Source organism: Pseudovibrio sp. WM33 (assembly GCF_001623165.1).
In the GTDB taxonomy this organism is placed as follows: Bacteria; Pseudomonadota; Alphaproteobacteria; order Rhizobiales; family Stappiaceae; genus Pseudovibrio.
Genome location: NZ_LMCK01000079.1, coordinates 1 through 17,881, shown reverse-complemented (window position 1 = coordinate 17,881; position 17,881 = coordinate 1). Strand labels below are relative to the sequence as shown.

At 49.8% G+C, this 17,881-nt stretch carries 15 protein-coding genes; 10 read left to right on the top strand and 5 right to left on the bottom strand.

Translation table 11 applies throughout. The annotated features are described in order from the left end of the window. Positions 1 to 51: 51 nt before the first annotated feature. Together PsWM33_RS13470 and PsWM33_RS13465 are read right to left on the bottom strand one after the other, a co-directional pair. Positions 52 to 984 carry a cation diffusion facilitator family transporter gene (locus PsWM33_RS13470; protein WP_063300589.1) on the bottom strand — a complete coding sequence of 311 codons (933 nt, stop codon included), beginning with the start codon at positions 982 to 984 and terminating at the stop codon, positions 52 to 54. A gap of 111 nt (positions 985 to 1,095) precedes the next feature. Further along, positions 1,096 to 1,728 (bottom strand): MarC family protein, encoded by a 633-nt coding sequence (locus tag PsWM33_RS13465; protein ID WP_057466267.1) that lies wholly within the window; start codon positions 1,726 to 1,728, stop codon positions 1,096 to 1,098. A gap of 333 nt (positions 1,729 to 2,061) precedes the next feature. Here PsWM33_RS13465 and gyrA point away from each other — a divergent pair, with 333 nt between their 5' ends. The 6 genes from gyrA to tgt all read left to right on the top strand — a co-directional run bounded on the left by gyrA (position 2,062) and on the right by tgt (position 9,365). After that, positions 2,062 to 4,845, top strand: a complete 2,784-nt coding sequence (gyrA, locus tag PsWM33_RS13460; protein WP_063300588.1) for a DNA gyrase subunit A — start codon at positions 2,062 to 2,064, stop codon at positions 4,843 to 4,845. A gap of 256 nt (positions 4,846 to 5,101) precedes the next feature. Beyond that, positions 5,102 to 5,605: a pantetheine-phosphate adenylyltransferase gene (gene coaD / locus PsWM33_RS13455; protein WP_063300587.1), complete on the top strand. Its 504-nt coding sequence runs from the start codon at positions 5,102 to 5,104 to the stop codon at positions 5,603 to 5,605. A gap of 199 nt (positions 5,606 to 5,804) precedes the next feature. Beyond that, positions 5,805 to 6,311, top strand: coding sequence for a peptidylprolyl isomerase (locus PsWM33_RS13450; RefSeq protein WP_063300586.1), 507 nt, complete (start codon positions 5,805 to 5,807; stop codon positions 6,309 to 6,311). Between the two features lie 55 nt (positions 6,312 to 6,366). Continuing rightward, a complete protein-coding gene (locus PsWM33_RS13445; RefSeq protein ID WP_093521872.1) occupies positions 6,367 to 6,828 on the top strand; it encodes a peptidylprolyl isomerase in 462 nt (153 codons plus the stop codon). A 273-nt stretch (positions 6,829 to 7,101) separates the two neighbouring features. Continuing rightward, positions 7,102 to 8,187, top strand: a complete 1,086-nt coding sequence (gene queA, locus PsWM33_RS13440; protein ID WP_063300585.1) for a tRNA preQ1(34) S-adenosylmethionine ribosyltransferase-isomerase QueA — start codon at positions 7,102 to 7,104, stop codon at positions 8,185 to 8,187. Further along, the gene (tgt, locus tag PsWM33_RS13435) at positions 8,184 to 9,365 is read left to right on the top strand and encodes a tRNA guanosine(34) transglycosylase Tgt (RefSeq protein WP_063300584.1); all 1,182 of its coding nucleotides are present in this window, start codon (positions 8,184 to 8,186) and stop codon (positions 9,363 to 9,365) included. Before queA ends, tgt begins: the two co-directional genes overlap by 4 nt. Before the next feature lie 55 nt (positions 9,366 to 9,420). On the opposite strand, the gene PsWM33_RS13430 is transcribed toward tgt, so the two are convergent. From PsWM33_RS13430 to galU, 3 genes are read right to left on the bottom strand one after another with little or no spacing between them, the layout of a single operon-like run. Further along, positions 9,421 to 10,707, bottom strand: a complete 1,287-nt coding sequence (locus tag PsWM33_RS13430) for a nucleotide sugar dehydrogenase (protein ID WP_063300583.1) — start codon at positions 10,705 to 10,707, stop codon at positions 9,421 to 9,423. Between the two features lie 21 nt (positions 10,708 to 10,728). After that, positions 10,729 to 11,739 (bottom strand): NAD-dependent epimerase, encoded by a 1,011-nt coding sequence (locus PsWM33_RS13425; protein ID WP_063300582.1) that lies wholly within the window; start codon positions 11,737 to 11,739, stop codon positions 10,729 to 10,731. A 17-nt stretch (positions 11,740 to 11,756) separates the two neighbouring features. After that, complete coding sequence (gene galU / locus PsWM33_RS13420; RefSeq protein WP_063300581.1) at positions 11,757 to 12,641, bottom strand: UTP--glucose-1-phosphate uridylyltransferase GalU; 885 nt, start codon at positions 12,639 to 12,641, stop codon at positions 11,757 to 11,759. A gap of 261 nt (positions 12,642 to 12,902) precedes the next feature. Between galU and cysQ the strand changes: the two genes are divergently transcribed. From cysQ to PsWM33_RS13400, 4 genes are all read left to right on the top strand, one after another. Continuing rightward, positions 12,903 to 13,712: a 3'(2'),5'-bisphosphate nucleotidase CysQ gene (cysQ, locus tag PsWM33_RS13415; RefSeq protein WP_063300580.1), complete on the top strand. Its 810-nt coding sequence runs from the start codon at positions 12,903 to 12,905 to the stop codon at positions 13,710 to 13,712. 71 nt (positions 13,713 to 13,783) lie between these two features. Continuing rightward, positions 13,784 to 14,692, top strand: a complete 909-nt coding sequence (gene cysD / locus PsWM33_RS13410) for a sulfate adenylyltransferase subunit CysD (protein WP_057466276.1) — start codon at positions 13,784 to 13,786, stop codon at positions 14,690 to 14,692. Then, a complete protein-coding gene (gene cysN, locus PsWM33_RS13405; protein ID WP_063300579.1) occupies positions 14,693 to 16,618 on the top strand; it encodes a sulfate adenylyltransferase subunit CysN in 1,926 nt (641 codons plus the stop codon). A gap of 214 nt (positions 16,619 to 16,832) precedes the next feature. Continuing rightward, entirely contained in the window at positions 16,833 to 17,423 is a 591-nt protein-coding gene (locus PsWM33_RS13400; RefSeq protein WP_063300578.1) for a hypothetical protein, read from the top strand. Positions 17,424 to 17,881 lie beyond the last annotated feature (458 nt).

The following is a 17,881-nucleotide window of genomic DNA, read 5'->3' as shown; positions in this document are numbered from 1 at the left end:
TAGTATGTAAGCTTCTTAAGGGTCTAATTTGTAAGTCACTAGGCGGATAAACTACTCGCCCTCAAGAATCCGATGATCGCGTGCAGCCTGAACTTCAAGGAATACGCGTCCGATCAATGGTTGTGCCCGTTTGATCGTGTCTTCCAGTGAGAAGATGACTTCTTCAACTGCGCCTGCTGTCAGAGCGTCTTCGAAATCCAGCGAGGCTGCGAGAAGGACGTCATTTGGGCCCAAGTGCAGGGTGCGGATTTCATTCACGCCTTTGACGGCTGCTGGTGCCTGTAGAATTTCTCGTACGGAGGCAACAAGTTCGTCAGAAGCGCTTTCGCCGATGAGGAGGCCTTTGGTTTCCAATGCCAGTACAAATGCTGTGCCTGCGAGGATGAGGCCAATTACGACAGAGGCTGCTCCGTCCAGCCATGCAATGCCCAAAGCTTGAGCGCCGTAGATACCGACAAGGGCTACAAGCAGGCCAAGCATTGCGGCTGTATCTTCGAAAAGCACTGTGAAAACTGTTGGGTCTTTGCTGTCGCGCACAGCGGCAAGGAAAGGGCGTTTGCCTTTGGTTTTTTTGAACTCTTTGTAGGCGACCATCCAGGCCCAGCCTTCAAAAATGATTGCGAGTCCAAGGACGATGTAAGCGATCAGGGCAGATTCAATCGGGTGAGGATTGAGAATTTTCTGAATGCCTTCGTAGAGCGAAATGCCTGCACCAACGGCGAAAATCATGATGGCGACGACAAATGCCCAGAAGTAAATTTCTGAGCCGTATCCGAACGGGTGTTTTTCATCTGCAGGTTTTTCAGCGCGCTTCATGCCAAGCAGCAGCAGGCCCTGGTTTCCTGTGTCAACGAGCGAGTGAATGCCTTCGGACAGCATTGCGGCAGACCCGGTATAGGCTGCGGCAGCAAATTTGGTGATTGAAATGAGTGTGTTGCCAGCAAGGGCGGCGAAAATCACTTTTTTTGAGCCGTGGGCAGCCATTCGAATCCTCCGTAAAATACAAGGGTGACTTTACGAAGGGGATTTGGGACTGCAAGCTTTAACTCATTTGGGGAGAAGAGCGCCCACAAGAGGTATGGGCGCTCGCCTGAATTATGAATGCATCTCGATTAACGAGAAGATGCCATCTGCAACGAACTGAACGGACAGTGCTGCGAGGATCACACCAAAAAGACGGGTGATGATGAGCTGAACTGTTGAGCCGAGCAGTTTATCGATGCGCGCTGCCAGCAGAAACACGAAGAAGCTGAGTGCGAGCACAGACAGAAGGACTGCGATCAGGCTCATCTGGCCAGCGAAGCCCGGTGCCTGACCGGCGAGCAGGATGATTGCAGAGATAGTTGCCGGACCTGCAATGAGCGGAATAGCCAGCGGGAACACTGCTGTCTGGGACAGGTCTTCCTGTTCGACAACCTTTTCCGCACTTTCAGCTTTACGCTTCTGGCGATGCTCGAACACCATCTCAGTTGCAATGATGAAGAGCAGAAGACCGCCTGCAACCTTAAAGGCAGCTTGAGAGATGCCGAGAACTTCCAGAAGCTGGCGTCCGGCAAAGAAAAATGCCAGGAGCGTGATGCCAGAAATGACTATGGCTTTAATCGCGATCTGACGGCGCTCAACACTGCTTGCCCCGGCGGTTACGGCCAGAAAAATTGGTGCCAGACCAATCGGGTCGATGGTGACAAACAGCATGGCAAATGCATTGATGAGGAACTCAATGAGCATTGCGCTTTACCTTGTATGTGGTTTAGCCCATCTTTGGGCGCTTTTACCCGCATTTCTGCGGTTCTTGAGAGGGCGCTACCAGACAATGTTGTATTTGGCAAGAGTTTGATAGGATTTTGCACCGCCTGCGTATAGCTTAGTATTTTTATGAGGAAGAGCGATGCTTTTGAGCAACGAAACTGTGTAGCAAGGCCTAGTAACCTGCTGCCAATAAGGTCGTGGGGTAAGGTAGTTGTTATTAGGTGTCTTTTCAGGGCTTATGGCGTTTGGTTCTGCGGTTTGAATCGGCTATAAAGGCTAAGAATTCTGACTTAAAATTGATGAGAATAATCCTTGGCAGATCAGGACTTAAGTACACCACCAGGTGGCCTACCCAGCGACATTCGGCCCGTCTCTATCACAGATGAAATGAAGCGCAGCTATCTCGATTACGCAATGAGCGTGATTGTGAGCCGTGCGCTTCCCGATGTTCGTGATGGTTTGAAGCCGGTTCACCGCCGTATTCTGTATTCTATGCATGAAAACGGATATGAGTGGAACAAGCCCTATCGTAAATCCGCCCGCGTCGTTGGTGACGTTATGGGTAAATATCACCCACATGGTGATAGTGCGATTTATGATGCTCTTGTTCGTATGGCGCAGAATTTTTCCATGCGCCTGCCACTCATTAATGGGCAGGGCAACTTTGGCTCGGTTGATGGTGACCGTGCTGCAGCGATGCGTTACACAGAGTGTCGCCTCGAAAAAGTTGCTCAGACACAGCTTTCCGATATCGACAAAGATACCGTGAACTTCAATGAGAACTACGATGGCTCCGAGACGGAACCTGAAGTTCTCCCAGCACGCTACCCGAACCTTTTGGTAAACGGTGCTGGTGGTATCGCTGTTGGTATGGCGACCAATATTCCACCACATAACATGGGTGAAGTGATTGATGGCACGATCGCAATGATCGAGCGCCCCGAAATCACTCTGCCGGAGTTGATGGAGATCATTCCGGGGCCAGATTTCCCAACCGGTGGTATTATTCTTGGCCGTGCTGGCATCAAATCAGCCTATGAGACCGGACGTGGTTCCGTTCTTATGCGCAGCCGGGTTGAGACTGAAGAAATCCGCTCAGGCCGTATGGCTTTGATTGTCACCGAAATCCCTTATCAGGTGAACAAATCCTCGATGATCGAAAAGATCGCAGAGCTTGTTCGTGAAAAGCGGATTGAGGGCATCTCTGACATTCGCGACGAATCTGATCGCCGGGGCATGCGCGTTGTTATTGAGCTGAAGCGTGATGCTGTTCCTGATGTTATCCTGAACCAACTCTATCGTTACTCTCAGCTTCAACAGAGCTTTGGCTGTAACGTGGTTGCCTTGAATGGTGGCCGTCCTGAGCAGCTTGCTCTGCAGGATATGCTGAAAGCATTCATTGCTTTCCGTGAAGAGGTTATTGGTCGCCGGACCCGTTTCCTTCTGAATAAAGCGCGTGATCGGGCTCATGTTCTCGTAGGTTTGGCTGTTGCGACTGCCAACATTGATGATGTTATTCATCTTATCCGCACAGCACCGGATCCTGCGACTGCGCGTCGTCAGCTGATGGAGCGTAACTGGCCAGCGAAAGACATTGAGCCGCTTATCCAGCTGATTGATGATCCGCGCTACGCTATTCAGGAAGATGGCACGTTCAAGCTTTCTGAAGATCAGGCTCGCGCCATTCTGGACCTGCGCTTGCAGCGTTTGACTGCTCTGGGCCGCGATGAAATTGGCGATGAACTCGACAAGCTGGCGACGGAGATCAAGGATTATCTTGATATTCTGCGTAGCCGTGAGCGTATTCTTCAGATCGTTCGTACCGAACTTGAAGAAGTGCGTTATGAGTTTGCGACACCACGCCGGACTGAAATTACCGATGGCGGCGGAGATCTGGATGATGAAGATCTGATCCAGCGTGAAGATATGGTCGTGACCGTGTCTCATACCGGCTACATCAAGCGCGTTCCTTTGGATACCTATCGTGCACAGCGTCGTGGCGGCAAGGGTCGTTCTGGCATGCGGACGAAGGACGAAGATTTTGTAACCCGCCTGTTCGTTGCAAATACGCATACGCCGGTTCTGTTCTTCTCTTCTCGCGGTATCGCATACAAGATGAAGGTCTGGCGCTTACCTCTGGCTAGTCCTCAGGCGCGTGGTAATGCGCTGGTCAATATGCTTCCTCTGGAGCAGGGTGAACGCATCACATCCATTTTGCCGCTTCCTGAGAACGAGGAAACTTGGGCTGAGCTGGATGTTATGTTCGCGACCAAGCGCGGTACGATCCGTCGGAACAAGCTCTCCGATTTCGCTCAGATCAACAAGAACGGCAAGATCGCCATGAAGTTGGACGAGGGTGATGGCATCGTCAACGTTATGACTTCAACCGAAGACGATGATGTTCTGCTGACGACCTCGTCGGGTATGTGTATTCGCTTCCCGGCAACGGATGTTCGTGTGTTCTCTGGCCGTAACTCTGTTGGTGTTCGTGGGATCAACCTTGCTGAGAGCGATCACGTCATCTCCATGACGATCCTTGGTCACTTCGAGTGCGATTCAGAAGAACGTACGGCTTATCTGAAGCGTTCCCGTGCTATGCGCGGTGAAGAAGCGGAAGGTACTGTGCCGTCGTTCGAGGATTCGGGCATCTCCGAAGAACGCTTTAAAGAGATGGACGAGAGTGAAGAAGTCATTCTTACTGTTTCTGAAAAGGGTTATGGCAAGCGTACAAGCTCGTACGAATACCGCACTACCGGTCGTGGTGGTAAGGGTATCGCGGCGATGACGGTGAATGATCGTAACGGCCGCCTGGTTGCGTCTTTCCGTAGTGAGGACAGCGACGAGATTATGCTGGTGACCGATGGTGGTCAGTTGATCCGTTGTCCAGTTAATGGCATCCGCATTGCTGGTCGCTCGACACAGGGTGTGACCGTGTTCAATACCTCTGCCGAAGAGCAAGTTGTTGCGGTGGAACGCATTAGCGAAGCTGACGATGACGAGAATGCTGAAGCTGACGACGTCGTTGAGGCTGGTGCTGAGACTGGCGAAGCTTCGGCACCTGAGGGTGATGGCGGTGAAACGCCAAGCGCTGAGTAAGTGCTGTAGATTTTAGAAAAAGGCGGGGCATGTGCTCCGCCTTTTTTGTTTCTGGTCCTTTGATCCGTGAGTAGGGCACTGCAGTTTGTCTCAACTATAGGCCAAATTCTGCAGGAGCAGCCCTAAATGCTATGGTCTCATTGTCAGAAATAGCTTGAAACGCATGGGGAAAATGGGTTCAATCGCGCCAACGCCCGAGAGGTAGGTGTCATTTATGATGCTTATGGGGAGAGGTATTTGTGACGCGAGAGATTATATGAAGCGCATTGCACTTTATCCGGGGTCTTTTGATCCTATGACACACGGCCATCTGGATATTCTGGAGCAATCATTGGTTTTGGCTGATGAGGTGATTGTAGCCATCGGTATTCAGGCTTCCAAGGCCCCGTTGTTTTCCTTTGAAGAACGCGTAGAGTTGATCCGCCTTGCTTGTGAGGAGCAGTTTGGAGCAGAGAATGCTGTTCGTATTCGCACTGTCTCCTTTACGGGGCTTGTCGTGGACGCCGCGCGGGAGCATGGCTCCAACATTCTGGTGCGCGGACTTAGAGATTCAACCGATCTCAACTATGAAATGCAAATGGCTGGAATGAACGGGGCGATGGCTCCTGACATCAAGACCGTATTTTTTCCAAGCTCACCTGTGATGCGCCCCATTACGGCTACACTGGTGCGCCAGATTGCAAAGATGGGGGGAGATTACAGTTCGTTTGTCCCCAAGTGTGTTGAGGCTGCGCTCAAAAAGCGCTTTGAGATTGCTTAAAAACAACGCAACAGAAAAGACTGCCTATTTGATAGGGTTAGACTTTTTTAGCGCGTCGCGTTTATGTGCAATCACGTAACACCCGCTAAATTTTGTTTTGTATGCGTACCTCTTTTCGAAAGCCAATTGGGAGTTTGGGAGGTACGCCTTGACTAAGACAAGGACAGAAATCTTGCTACGTATCCTGACAGCATGTGCGATGGTTCTGGGCGCATTTATGATGCCTTTTACCGCCAGCGCCAAAGATCTTGAAAACACGATTTATCTGGACCTGAAAGACGGGCGCGTTGAAATTGCGCTGCGTCCTGATCTTGCTCCTGAGCATGTGAGGCGTATTAAACAGCTTACGCGTGAAGGTTTTTATGATGGCATCGTATTCCATCGTGTGATTGACGGCTTCATGGCGCAGACTGGTGACCCAACCGGCACTGGCATGGGTGGTTCTGAAATGCCTGACCTGAAAGCTGAGTTCTCCAAGGCTCCGTTCAAGCGCGGTACTCTTGGCATGGCGCGTTCCCGCAGCCCGAACAGTGCGAACTCTCAGTTCTTTATCATGTTCAATGATGGGTCCTGGCTTGATGGTCAATATACCGTATTTGGTGACGTGGTTTCCGGAATGGACGCTGTAGACAAGATCAAACGCGGCGAACCTGTTCGTAACCCTGATAAGATCATCAAAATGCAGGTTGCGGCAGACGCCAAGTAGAGGCTATGTCTGCACTCAGACTTATTCTAAGATAAAGGACAGTCCCGTGGCTGATATCAAAGATCCAGAAAACACACTGCTGCTGGAAACCACTCAGGGTAACGTTGTTATTGAACTGCGTCCTGACCTGGCACCTAACCACGTTGCTCGAATTAAAGAGCTGGCACGTGAAGGCTTTTACGACGGCATCGTGTTCCACCGTGTGATTGACGGCTTCATGGCTCAGACCGGCTGCCCACAGGGTACAGGTACTGGTGGCTCCGGCAAAAAACTGAAAGCTGAATTCAACGATGCGAAACACGTTCGCGGCACTTGCTCCATGGCTCGCTCTATGGATCCAAACTCCGGTGACAGCCAGTTCTTCATCTGCTTCGGCGATGCTTCCTGGCTCGACGGCCAGTACACCGCTTGGGGGCAGGTTGTTGAAGGTATGGACAACGTTGACAAGATCAAACGTGGTGAGCCAGTTTCCAACCCAGATAAGATCGTATCTTTGAAGGTTGCTGCAGACGCTTAATAGCGAACGCACTGTGAATTATAAAAGGCTCGGCATTTTGCCGGGCCTTTTTGTTAGGGCCATGCAAATGGACGCAGCGCTATTCTAAACAGGTTGACCTAAATCGCGTCAGGGGGTATCTCCCTCTGGCTTCAATCGTTTGACTGCGGGACAGGTGACAGCAAGGCCTGCAGAGAACAAACGGATTTGGCAATAATTCCAATAAGACAGCACGGAGATGGCGACCACATACTGTGCGGCGCTGAGTTGCTGTTTTGTAAAGCTGGATACCCTATGCTGGTTGATGATTTTGATTTTGATCTGCCGCCGGAAAACATTGCGCTCCGCCCGGCAGTTCCGCGTGATAGTTCACGATTGCTGGTGGTACGCCCCGATGGTGAGCAACTGCTGACAGATGATCAGGTGCTGTCTCTGCCTGATCTTTTAGAGCCGGGTGACGCACTCGTCTTTAATGATACAAAAGTTATTCCGGCACAGCTGCTTGGCTTCCGCTCACGTGATGGCGTGACGGCAAAAGTTGGTGTGACATTGCACCAGCGGGCCAGTGCCAAGGAATGGCGTGCATTTGTTCGCCCTGCTAAAAAACTGAAAGTTGGCGATACTGTTCGTTTTGCTTTTGACGAGGAGAGCAAGGATACCGCAGAGCTTTCTGCTGTTGTGACTGAGAAGTCCGAGGCTGGCGATATTCTGTTCGAGTTTGACCACTCTGCCGGTGAGCTGGATGCTGCGATTGAGCAGGTGGGCCACATTCCACTGCCGCCTTACATTGCAGCCAAGCGTGCTGAAGACGATCAAGACCGCAAAGATTATCAAACCATCTACGCAAAGTATGAGGGTGCCGTTGCTGCACCCACTGCTGGCTTGCATTTTACAGATCAGCTGTTTGCTGCGCTTGAACAGCGCGGTATTGAGAAGCACTTTGTGACGCTTCATGTGGGCGCTGGAACGTTTTTGCCAGTCAAAGCCGACAAGACTGAAGACCATAAGATGCATTTCGAGTATGGCGAGATCAGTAGTGAAACAGCTGCAGCGCTCAATGCTGTACATGCTCGTGGCAACAAGATTGTTTCTGTTGGCACAACTTCGCTGCGCATTCTGGAAAGTTCAGTATCTGAGGATGGCGTGATCAACCCGATTTCTCAGAGCACCGACATTTTTATTACGCCAGGCTATCAGTTCAAAGCCATTGATGCGCTGATGACCAACTTCCATTTGCCGCGCTCTACGCTGTTCATGCTTGTGAGCGCATTGAGTGGCATGGACGAAATGCGCGCTGCTTATGAGCATGCGATCAGCACTGGCTACCGTTTTTACAGTTATGGAGACAGCTCGCTGCTGTTCAAGAAGGCTTCAAAATGACCGAAACATCTCGTGAAACACAGCAGGACACCAAACCGTTTTCCTTTAAGCTGCTGAAAACAGATGACATGGCGCGCCGCGGTGAAATCACAACACCGCATGGTAAGGTTCGTACGCCTGCATTTATGCCAGTTGGTACTCAGGCGACTGTTAAGGCTATGTATCCGCAGCAGGTGCGTGATCTGGGTGCGGATGTTGTTCTTGGTAATACGTACCACCTGATGTTGCGTCCAACTGCTGAACGGATTGCCAAGCTTGGCGGCCTGCACAAGTTCATGGGCTGGGATCATACCATTTTGACGGACTCCGGTGGGTTTCAGGTGATGTCTCTTTCTGGTCTTCGCAAGATGACTGAAGAGGGGGTGACCTTCTCGTCTCACCATGATGGGTCTAAGCACTTCATGAGCCCGGAGCGTTCTGTTGAAATTCAGGGCCTGCTTGGTTCTGATATCCAGATGCAGCTTGATGAGTGTATTGCGCTTCCTGCTGAGAGAGCCGAAGTTGAACGTGCGATGCAATTGTCTCTGCGTTGGGCTGAACGTTCCCGTGCTCAGTTTGAGAAAATGGGTGGACCAGAAAAGGGGCAAGGTCTTTACGGTATCGTTCAGGGCGGTGATGTGCCGGATCTGCGGGTTGAATCTGCTCAGCGTCTCGGTGAGCTTCCGATGGAAGGTTATTCCGTTGGTGGTCTGGCCGTGGGGGAGCCTCAAGCCGTTATGCTGAAGATGTTGGAAATTACAACTCCAGCGATGCCAAAGGATAAGCCACGATACCTGATGGGTGTTGGTACACCAGAAGATATTCTGGAAAGTGTCGCGCGTGGTATTGATCAGTTTGACTGCGTGATGCCAACCCGTGCTGGCCGCCATGGCCTGGCTTACACGCGTTTTGGTAAGGTGAATCTGAAGAATGCCCGTCATTCTGAAGACCCACGCCCATTGGATGAGCAATCCAATTGTGAAGCAACCTCCAAATACTCCCGCGCTTATCTGCATCATCTGGTGCGCGTGAATGAAGGTCTGGCGGCAATGCTGTTGACCTGGAATAACCTTGCTTACTACCAGTATCTGATGCAAGGCATCCGTGATGCAATTGATGAAGGCCGATTTGAGGAATTCCGCCAGCAGACCAAAGAAGACTGGGCACGTGGCGATATTGAGCCTTATGTTTGGTCATAAGCTTCAGCGAACATGAAACTACGAAGGCTTGGGTGTTAGAATGCCCAAGCCTTTTCTATAGGCGCCATAGAAGCACATGTTCTGGGGTTTTCTCCCTTTCCAAAAGACCGTGAAGATCAGCCACAAAGACTTTTTCTGCACTTAAGTACCGTTCCATCACATGCCAAGGTTCTTCGTTTTCGAAGAAAGCATGATGGGGGACTGCCAGAATAACCGCATCACAGTCACCTGGCGGAGTTTCCTGGTAGAGCTCAACGCCAAAGTGCTCCTTCGTGTGTTCCGGATCGGCTAAAGGATCAACAGCGAAGATGTGGGCTCCGAAGCGCTCCAATTCTCGGATCAGGTCGATTACTTTGGAGTTTCGAGTATCAGGCACATCTGCCTTGTATGTGATGCCCAATATGGCAATACGAGGTGGCATGGGGCGTGCAAGCTTTACGCAGCCTTGAATAACCTCTGTTGCGATAAACCTGCTCATACTTTCATTGGTGCCTCGTCCTGCAAGGATGACCTGAGGGGAGAAGCCAAGCTGATGTGCTTTATCTGTCAGGTAGTAAGGGTCAACGCCGATGCAGTGTCCGCCGACCAAACCGGGATGAAATGGCAGGAAGTTCCATTTGGTTGAAGCGCCTTCCAGAACATCGCGTGTATCGATATCCATGGCATGGAATAGCATGGAGAGCTCATTCATAAGAGCTATGTTCAAATCACGCTGTGTATTCTCAATGACCTTTGCAGCCTCTGCGACTTTGATGGATGAGGCTTTGTAAACACCAGCTTTGACGATCTTTCCGTAAAGCTCCGCCAGTGTTTCAAGTGCATCCTCTGAACTAGCTGAAACGATTTTGAGCAGGTTGGAAAGTGTGTGTTTTTTGTCGCCGGGATTGATCCGCTCGGGTGAGTATCCAATCTGGAAATCCTTCTGAAATCGCAGGCCGGACTCTCGTTGCAAAAGGGGGATCGCGATCTCTTCGGTGGCGCCGGGATAAACTGTAGATTCGAACACTACGATGTCGTTGGGCTTCATGAATGCCCCAACGATTTTGGAGGCTTTTTTGATTGGGCCGAGATCAGGGCGTTTGGAGATGTTTATTGGAGTGGGGACTGCAACGATGTGGATCCGCGCCTGTCTGATATCAGGCGCGGAGTACGTGAGCGTCAGGTGTTTCGAAGAGAGAGCCGTCTTGCTGACAGATGCAGTTCTATCATTTCCCTCGAGAAGTTCTTGAACACGATGACGATCTATATCGTAACCAATGGTTCTGATACCTGCATGCGCCAGCGCACAAGCAACGGGTAAGCCTACATAACCAAGCCCGACAACTGAGACGATTTCTTCCATAAAATGGCACCTTGGGATGTCCTACACATTGTAGTAATCCCGGTACCATTTGACGAAGTTTGCAACCCCTGCCTTTACAGAGGTTTGTGGTTTGAAGCCGGTTGTTTCAATCAGATCCGTCACATCAGCAAAGGTAGCTGCAACGTCCCCTGGTTGGAATGGCAGGAATTCTTTCTTTGCAGTCATGCCCAGCGCGTCTTCGATAGCGGCAAGGTAATCCATTAACTGTACTGGATCGCTGTTGCCGATGTTGAAGACCTGATAAGGCGCGCTTGATGTTGCCGGATCAGCTGCTTTCCCGTCCCAATCATCCGTGCGTTTTGGGGGGAGATCTGCAACCCGCACAATGCCTTCCACAATATCATCCACGTATGTAAAGTCGCGGATCATGTTGCCGTGGTTAAACAGCGGAACGGGTTTACCCTCCAAGATTGCTTTGGTAAATTTGAACAGAGCCATGTCCGGGCGCCCCCAAGGGCCGTAAACGGTAAAGAACCGCAGGCCTGTGCAAGGGATGTCAAAGAGGTGGGCATAGGAATGGGCCATTGCCTCATTGGCTTTTTTGGTGGCTGCATAAAATGAAACCGGATGATTTCCGCCGCGATGTGTTGATAGCGGCATCGTTTCATCCAGCCCATAGACAGAACTGGTGGACGCGTAGACCAGATGCTTTACACCATGAGCGCGAACGCCTTCCAAGATGGATAAGAAGCCAGTGAGGTTTGCATCGACATAAGATTGCGGGCTTTCAAGCGAATAGCGCACGCCTGCCTGAGCGGCGAGGTGAATGACCTTTGATGGGGCATGTTGCTTGAAGATGCGCATGACAGCTTCGGCATCTTCAAGCCTGATCCGCTCTTCTGTGAAATGGTTAGAGGATGTGAGGCGTTTCAGTCGTTCTTCCTTCAGCGTCACATCATAGTAGTCTGTGACACAATCCAGGCCGATGACATGATAGCCATCTTGTAACAGACGGAGGGCTACAGCGTTGCCGATAAAGCCGGCAGTGCCTGTTACAAGTACTTTTTCCATTTCACGTTTCCCGATGCTCAGCTGGTTTTTACAAGAAGCTTGTCCAGCATTGGGCGCAGCTGTGCAGCCAGCTCCGAATCATCCAATGCATAAGCGACATTTGCCGACAAGAACCCTGAGCGAGAACCACAGTCGTAGGTTTCTCCACGAAATTCGACGCCGTGGAAGTCTTGCTGGCCCATCAATGTGAGCATGGCATCGGTGAGCTGAATCTCACCACCAGCACCGGTGCTTTGTTTTTCGAGAAGCCCAAAAATCTCTGGCTGCAGGATATAACGGCCATTGATGTAAAGGTTCGACGGCGCAGTTCCTTCTGCTGGCTTTTCAACCATGCCGGTGATGGAGAAGGTGTCGTCAGTGCGTGGAGCATCACGTTCGACAATGCCGTATTTGTGTGTCTGGTCCCACGGCACTTCCTCAACTGAGATGATGTTGCCACCATGGTTCTCATAGGCCTCTACCATTTGTGAGAGGCAACCTTTTGGTGCTTTCATCAGCATGTCTGGCAGCAAAATAGCGAAAGGTTCGTTGCCGATGATGTCGCGCGCGCACCAGATTGCATGCCCAAGACCGAGAGGTTCCTGTTGACGTGTGAAACTGGTTGTACCTGCGGATGGGCGGATCTTTTCAAGAAGTTCCAATGCATGGTCTTTGTTTCTGCGGCGCAGAGTTTCTTCCAGCTCGTAAGCAATATCGAAGTGATCTTCGATCACCTGCTTGTTTCTGCCCGTTACAAATACGATGTGCTCAATCCCGGCAGCGCGAGCTTCATCAACCACGTATTGGATGATAGGCCGATCCAGAATGGTCAGCATTTCTTTTGGAACGGCTTTTGTTGCAGGAAGGAAGCGGGTGCCCAGGCCAGCAACCGGGAGAACAGCTTTTCGTATCGCACGTGTCATATATTTGAATTCCTTAGGTCAAGGAGATCGAAACAATCATTTTCTTAGCACTTATCTGCAGCGAATTAGGCTCATCAATGATACCAAATGAATTTGTCCTAGGACATAATGCTTCGATTGCCCGAAATTTGAATTACTCATTCTTTAGAGATGTTCATTCGCAGTCAATTATCGCGAAATTGTGAAGCTCTCTTGTTTCTCCAGAACATGCTGTTTTAAAAGTTACTCCAAGATGAACAGAAAGCTATCAAGGGTGTAATTGTGATTGAAGGTTTTAAGCTTGCGGCGCTGGAAGCCGGACAACGAATTCTGGGGATTTATGAGGAAGGCTTTCAGTCAGAGACAAAAGGAGACGGTTCTCCGGTCACAATTGCAGACCAGCAAGCTGAAGAAATTATCCTCAATCACCTATCTACTCTCTGTCCAGATGTGCCTGTGATTGCCGAAGAGGCAATGGCTGCCGGAATTATGCCAGAAATCGGTTCCCGTTTTATTCTTGTGGACCCACTAGATGGTACGCGAGAGTTCATTAGCCGGAATGGCGAGTTCACAGTCAATATCGCTTTAATTGAGAATGGAATGCCCACCAAAGGCGTTATCTTTGCCCCTGTGACCGGTGAGCTGTTTTGGGGACATGTTGGACAAGGTGCCTATCGAGCGGAAGTCAAAGGGCTTGAGTTGGGAAAGGCTGTTGAAATGAGCTGTTCTGCCTTTGCTGAAGAGCTGCGGGTTCTTGCTAGCCGATCGCATCGCAGTGAACGGACCAATGCTCTGTTAGAGAAATTGGAGAATTCGTCGATTGTTGCTGCTGGGTCTTCTTTGAAATTTTGCCGCTTAGCGGAAGGAAAAGCCGATTTTTATCCGCGTATGGAGCCGACGATGGAGTGGGATACTGCTGCCGGGCAGGCGATCCTTTGTGCTGCTGGAGGAGCCGTGATTGTCGAGGGTGGAGCGCCGCTTGCATACGGCAAGCTCAAAACGCCTCAGGGCAAGCCTTTCGCAAATCCGTGCTTTTTAGCAGTCGCGGACGAAAAAATTATTTCCCATTATGGCTTAAGGTCGGGTTGGTAAGCTTCGGCGCATCAATGCTCAACCGTTAAACTCTGGTCCAAGACTTAACGACACGTCCTTTGGAGACCGTGATGGGCATTGATAGCCAGTCGCACTTGCGACGACTAGAAAACGAGAGCATTCATATTATTCGCGAGGTAGCAGCAGAGTTTGATAACCCTGTGATGCTTTACTCTATTGGTAAAGACAGCGCGGTGATGCTGCACCTTGCTCTTAAAGCCTTTTATCCTTCCAAGCCTCCATTTCCTCTTTTGCACGTGGATACCACGTGGAAGTTTCAGGAGATGATCACCTTTCGTGACTACACGGTAGATAAGTATGGGCTGGACCTGATCGTTCACACGAACGAAGAAGGTGTTAAAAACAACATCAATCCATTTGATCATGGCAGCTCCAATTATACGCACATCATGAAAACGGAAGCGCTGAAAGAAGCACTTACGCAATACAAGTTTGATGCAGCCTTCGGTGGAGCGCGGCGTGATGAAGAAAAATCTCGCGCAAAAGAACGCGTTTTTTCGTTCCGTTCTGCGAGCCATGGTTGGGATCCTAAGAACCAGCGCCCGGAACTGTGGTCACTTTATAACGGCCGTATAGCTAAAGGTGAGTCCATTCGCGCATTCCCGCTCTCCAATTGGACTGAGCTGGATATCTGGCAATACATTCTGGCAGAAGGTATCGAAATTGTACCTCTCTACTTCTCTGCCAAGCGCCCTGTGGTTGAACGGGATGGCACTTTGTTGATGTTGGATGATGATCGTTTTCGTCTGGAGCCTGGCGAGAAAGTTGAGCAACGGGATGTTCGTTTCAGAACTCTTGGATGTTATCCGCTGACAGGGGCTGTGGAATCCACAGCTGATACTCTTGAAGATATTGTGAGTGAGATGCTCATTGCACGGACTTCTGAACGTAGTGGTCGCCTGATTGATCATGACAGCTCCGGCTCAATGGAAAAGAAGAAGCGTGAGGGGTATTTTTAAATGAATAAGATCGCGCCAGTGGCAGAAGCATTTGATCTGTCCACCTATATCAACTCACAAGAGTCCAAAAGTTTCCTGCGGTTTTTGACTTGCGGCAGTGTCGATGATGGAAAGTCCACGCTTATTGGTCGCTTGCTCTATGACACCAAGCTGATTTTTGAGGATCAGCTGGCAGCGCTTGAGAAAGATAGCCGCAAGCACGGAACTGTTGCAGACGAAATTGATCTTGCACTGCTCGTGGATGGCCTTGAGGCTGAGCGGGAGCAGGGGATCACAATTGATGTTGCTTACCGCTTTTTCTCGACTGAAAAACGGAAGTTTATTGTTGCTGATACACCTGGGCATGAACAGTATACGCGGAACATGGCGACCGGGGCGTCAACGGCAGATCTTGCAATTTTGCTGGTTGATGCGCGCAATGGACTGCTAACGCAGACACGTCGCCATGCGTTTATTGCCTCATTGTTGGGCGTGCGTCATGTGGTTCTGGCGGTCAACAAGATTGATCTCGTTGACTATGATCAAAAGCGGTTTGAAGAAATCAAGGCGGATTTTGAGAGCTTTTCATCTGGTTTTGATTTCGACAGTAGTGAAGTCATTCCGCTTTCTGCGCGTTTTGGTGACAATGTAACCACCAATAGCGAGAAACTCAGTTGGTTTACTGGCCCGACTTTGCTTGAACACCTTGAAAATGTTGAACTTGGTGAAGAGCACAGCGAAGCAGCGTTCCGTTTTCCAGTTCAGTGGGTGAACCGTCCAAATCTGGATTTTCGCGGATATAGTGGTACCGTTCGTGGTGGTTCTGTCAATGTCGGTGATGAAGTTGTCGTTGCCCAGTCTGGCAAAACCAGTCGCGTTGAAAAGATTGTCACCATGGATGGTGATCAGCTGCGAGCTGATGATGGTCAATCGGTTACTCTGACATTGGCTGATGAGATCGATATTTCTCGTGGCGATGTTCTGGCGCCAGCGCACTCACGACCTGATGTAAGTGACCAGTTTGCCGCTCATCTGATCTGGATGTCTGAAAATGCAATGCTGCCGGGGCGTCCATACCTTTTGAAGTGTGGTACTAAAACCATCGGGGCAAGTGTTACTGAGATCAAACACAAGGTAGATGTGAACACGTTTGATCATCATGCGGCAAAGCAGCTGGCTCTTAATGAAATCGCGTTCTGTAATTTGGCGCTTTCTGAAGCAATTGCGTTCGACCCGTATGAAGCAAACCGGGATACTGGCAGCTTTATTCTTATCGACAGAATGACGAATGAGACTGTTGCTGCTGGTCTGATCTGGTTTGGACTGCGACGGGCAACTAACGTCCATCGTCAAGCCCTGGATGTGAACAAGAAAGCGCGTGGTGGTCTTAAAGGACAGAAGCCTGCCGTTCTCTGGTTTACAGGGCTTTCAGGTTCCGGGAAGTCGACCATCGCGAATGCGGTGGAACAGAAGCTACTGAGCCTTGGACGGCATACCTATCTGCTTGATGGCGATAATGTTCGTCATGGTCTGAATAAAGATCTTGGATTTACCGATGCTGATCGCGTTGAAAACATCCGCCGAGTTGCTGAGATATCCAGGCTCTTTGTGGACGCAGGGTTGATCACACTGGTTTCCTTTATCTCGCCATTTAAGGCTGAACGTCAGCTTGCTCGTGATTTGCTGGATACGGATGAGTTCTTTGAAATCTTTGTCGATACAACTCTGGAAGAGTGTGAAACACGTGACCCTAAGGGACTTTATGCCAAGGCCCGGAAAGGTGAGATTTCCAACTTTACCGGGATAGATAGTGCTTATGAAGCCCCTGAGGCTCCGGAACTGCATTTGAAAACTGCAGGGCGCACTGTTGAGGCTCTGGCTGATGAGATCGTCGACCGCTTGCTTAAAGATGGCTATATTGGCTCGGACAATACCTGGGTCATCTAAAGCACCAGTAAGTTTTTGAAATTTGAAGCCGGGGACGAGAGTTCCCGGTTTTCAGTTTCAAGTGAGCGTTTTATCAGGCAGGGTTTATGCCAATCTTTCCGAATTGCTCTAAGATTTTTTTACCAAGGTGAGACCTCGTAATTTTTCGCAGGGTCGATATCAGGTAGTTTCTCGCTGCGTTTGTGCTGTTATGGCAAAACAGTTGGAGGAATAAATGCCAAAGGCTCTCAAAAAATATAAGAATATCAAAGAGTTCTTGAGTGGTGTGTCTGCTTTTCAGAAAGAAATGGAAAAGAAACATAAGCTCCCGGCTAAAGATGTCGCTAAATACGGCAAGTTGACAAATGATAAAGCGGCTGTCGAAAAGGCCTACATGAAACTCGTCGAGGATGAACCGAAGCTAAAGAAAATTTCCGCTGATATTGAAACAGGTCAGAAAGCCCTCAAATCTCTTGCGAAAGCGCAGGACGACTATATCAAGGCACATAATTTGGTGGAACAAATCACCAAGGGAATGAAAACTTTGGAAGCTGAAGCCGGTGGAGACAAGAAAAAGCTCATTGGCGTTGAAAAGTATCAAAAACTTCGCCAGCATTTAGATACCGCTAACAAAGGTTATGATGCCGCTGAAAAGAAGATTGCTCAGGTGACCGCGCTCCAAAAGCAAGTTGAGCGGTTTCAGGATACCTATGAGAAAGAGCGCGACAAAATAGCAAAGAATTATGAGGTTACCTTAACAACAGATGCGAAGAGTTTGATTGTTCTTATGGGGAAGACTGCCGAAATGTCTATGGTTATTGGATGACGCTGTTTTAACCTAGTGGATGGTTCGCGTGGCTACACTGTTTCTGATGGTTCGCTTTTGTGTTGGCGCTGTTATGTTTCATTTAAGCTCAGTGTGGGTGGCAACGTATAGATTGGCCGGTTGCCACTCTCTTCAATGCAATATGAAGCATCAATGAGCTCATCAAAGAATGTGTTTTGAACCACAGGCTTTGGCTGCTGAAAAGGTAGCCATCCAAGTTGAAGCGTAGCACTCATCTACTCACTGATGAGATGCATTCTATGTACTGCGTGCTTTGGATGACGCTGTTTTAACCTAGTTGCTAGATATGCATTGGACCAAGTAAGGCGGTGATTGGTGCTCCCCTATGAGTCTTAAGTTTAGCGTTCACAGACTTGGAGGATCGACTGCAAGATCTGCGTATGTCAAAGGTCTCTGTGGTGAGCTTCCCCCTTTGAAGTGGTCCACGCCTATAGTTA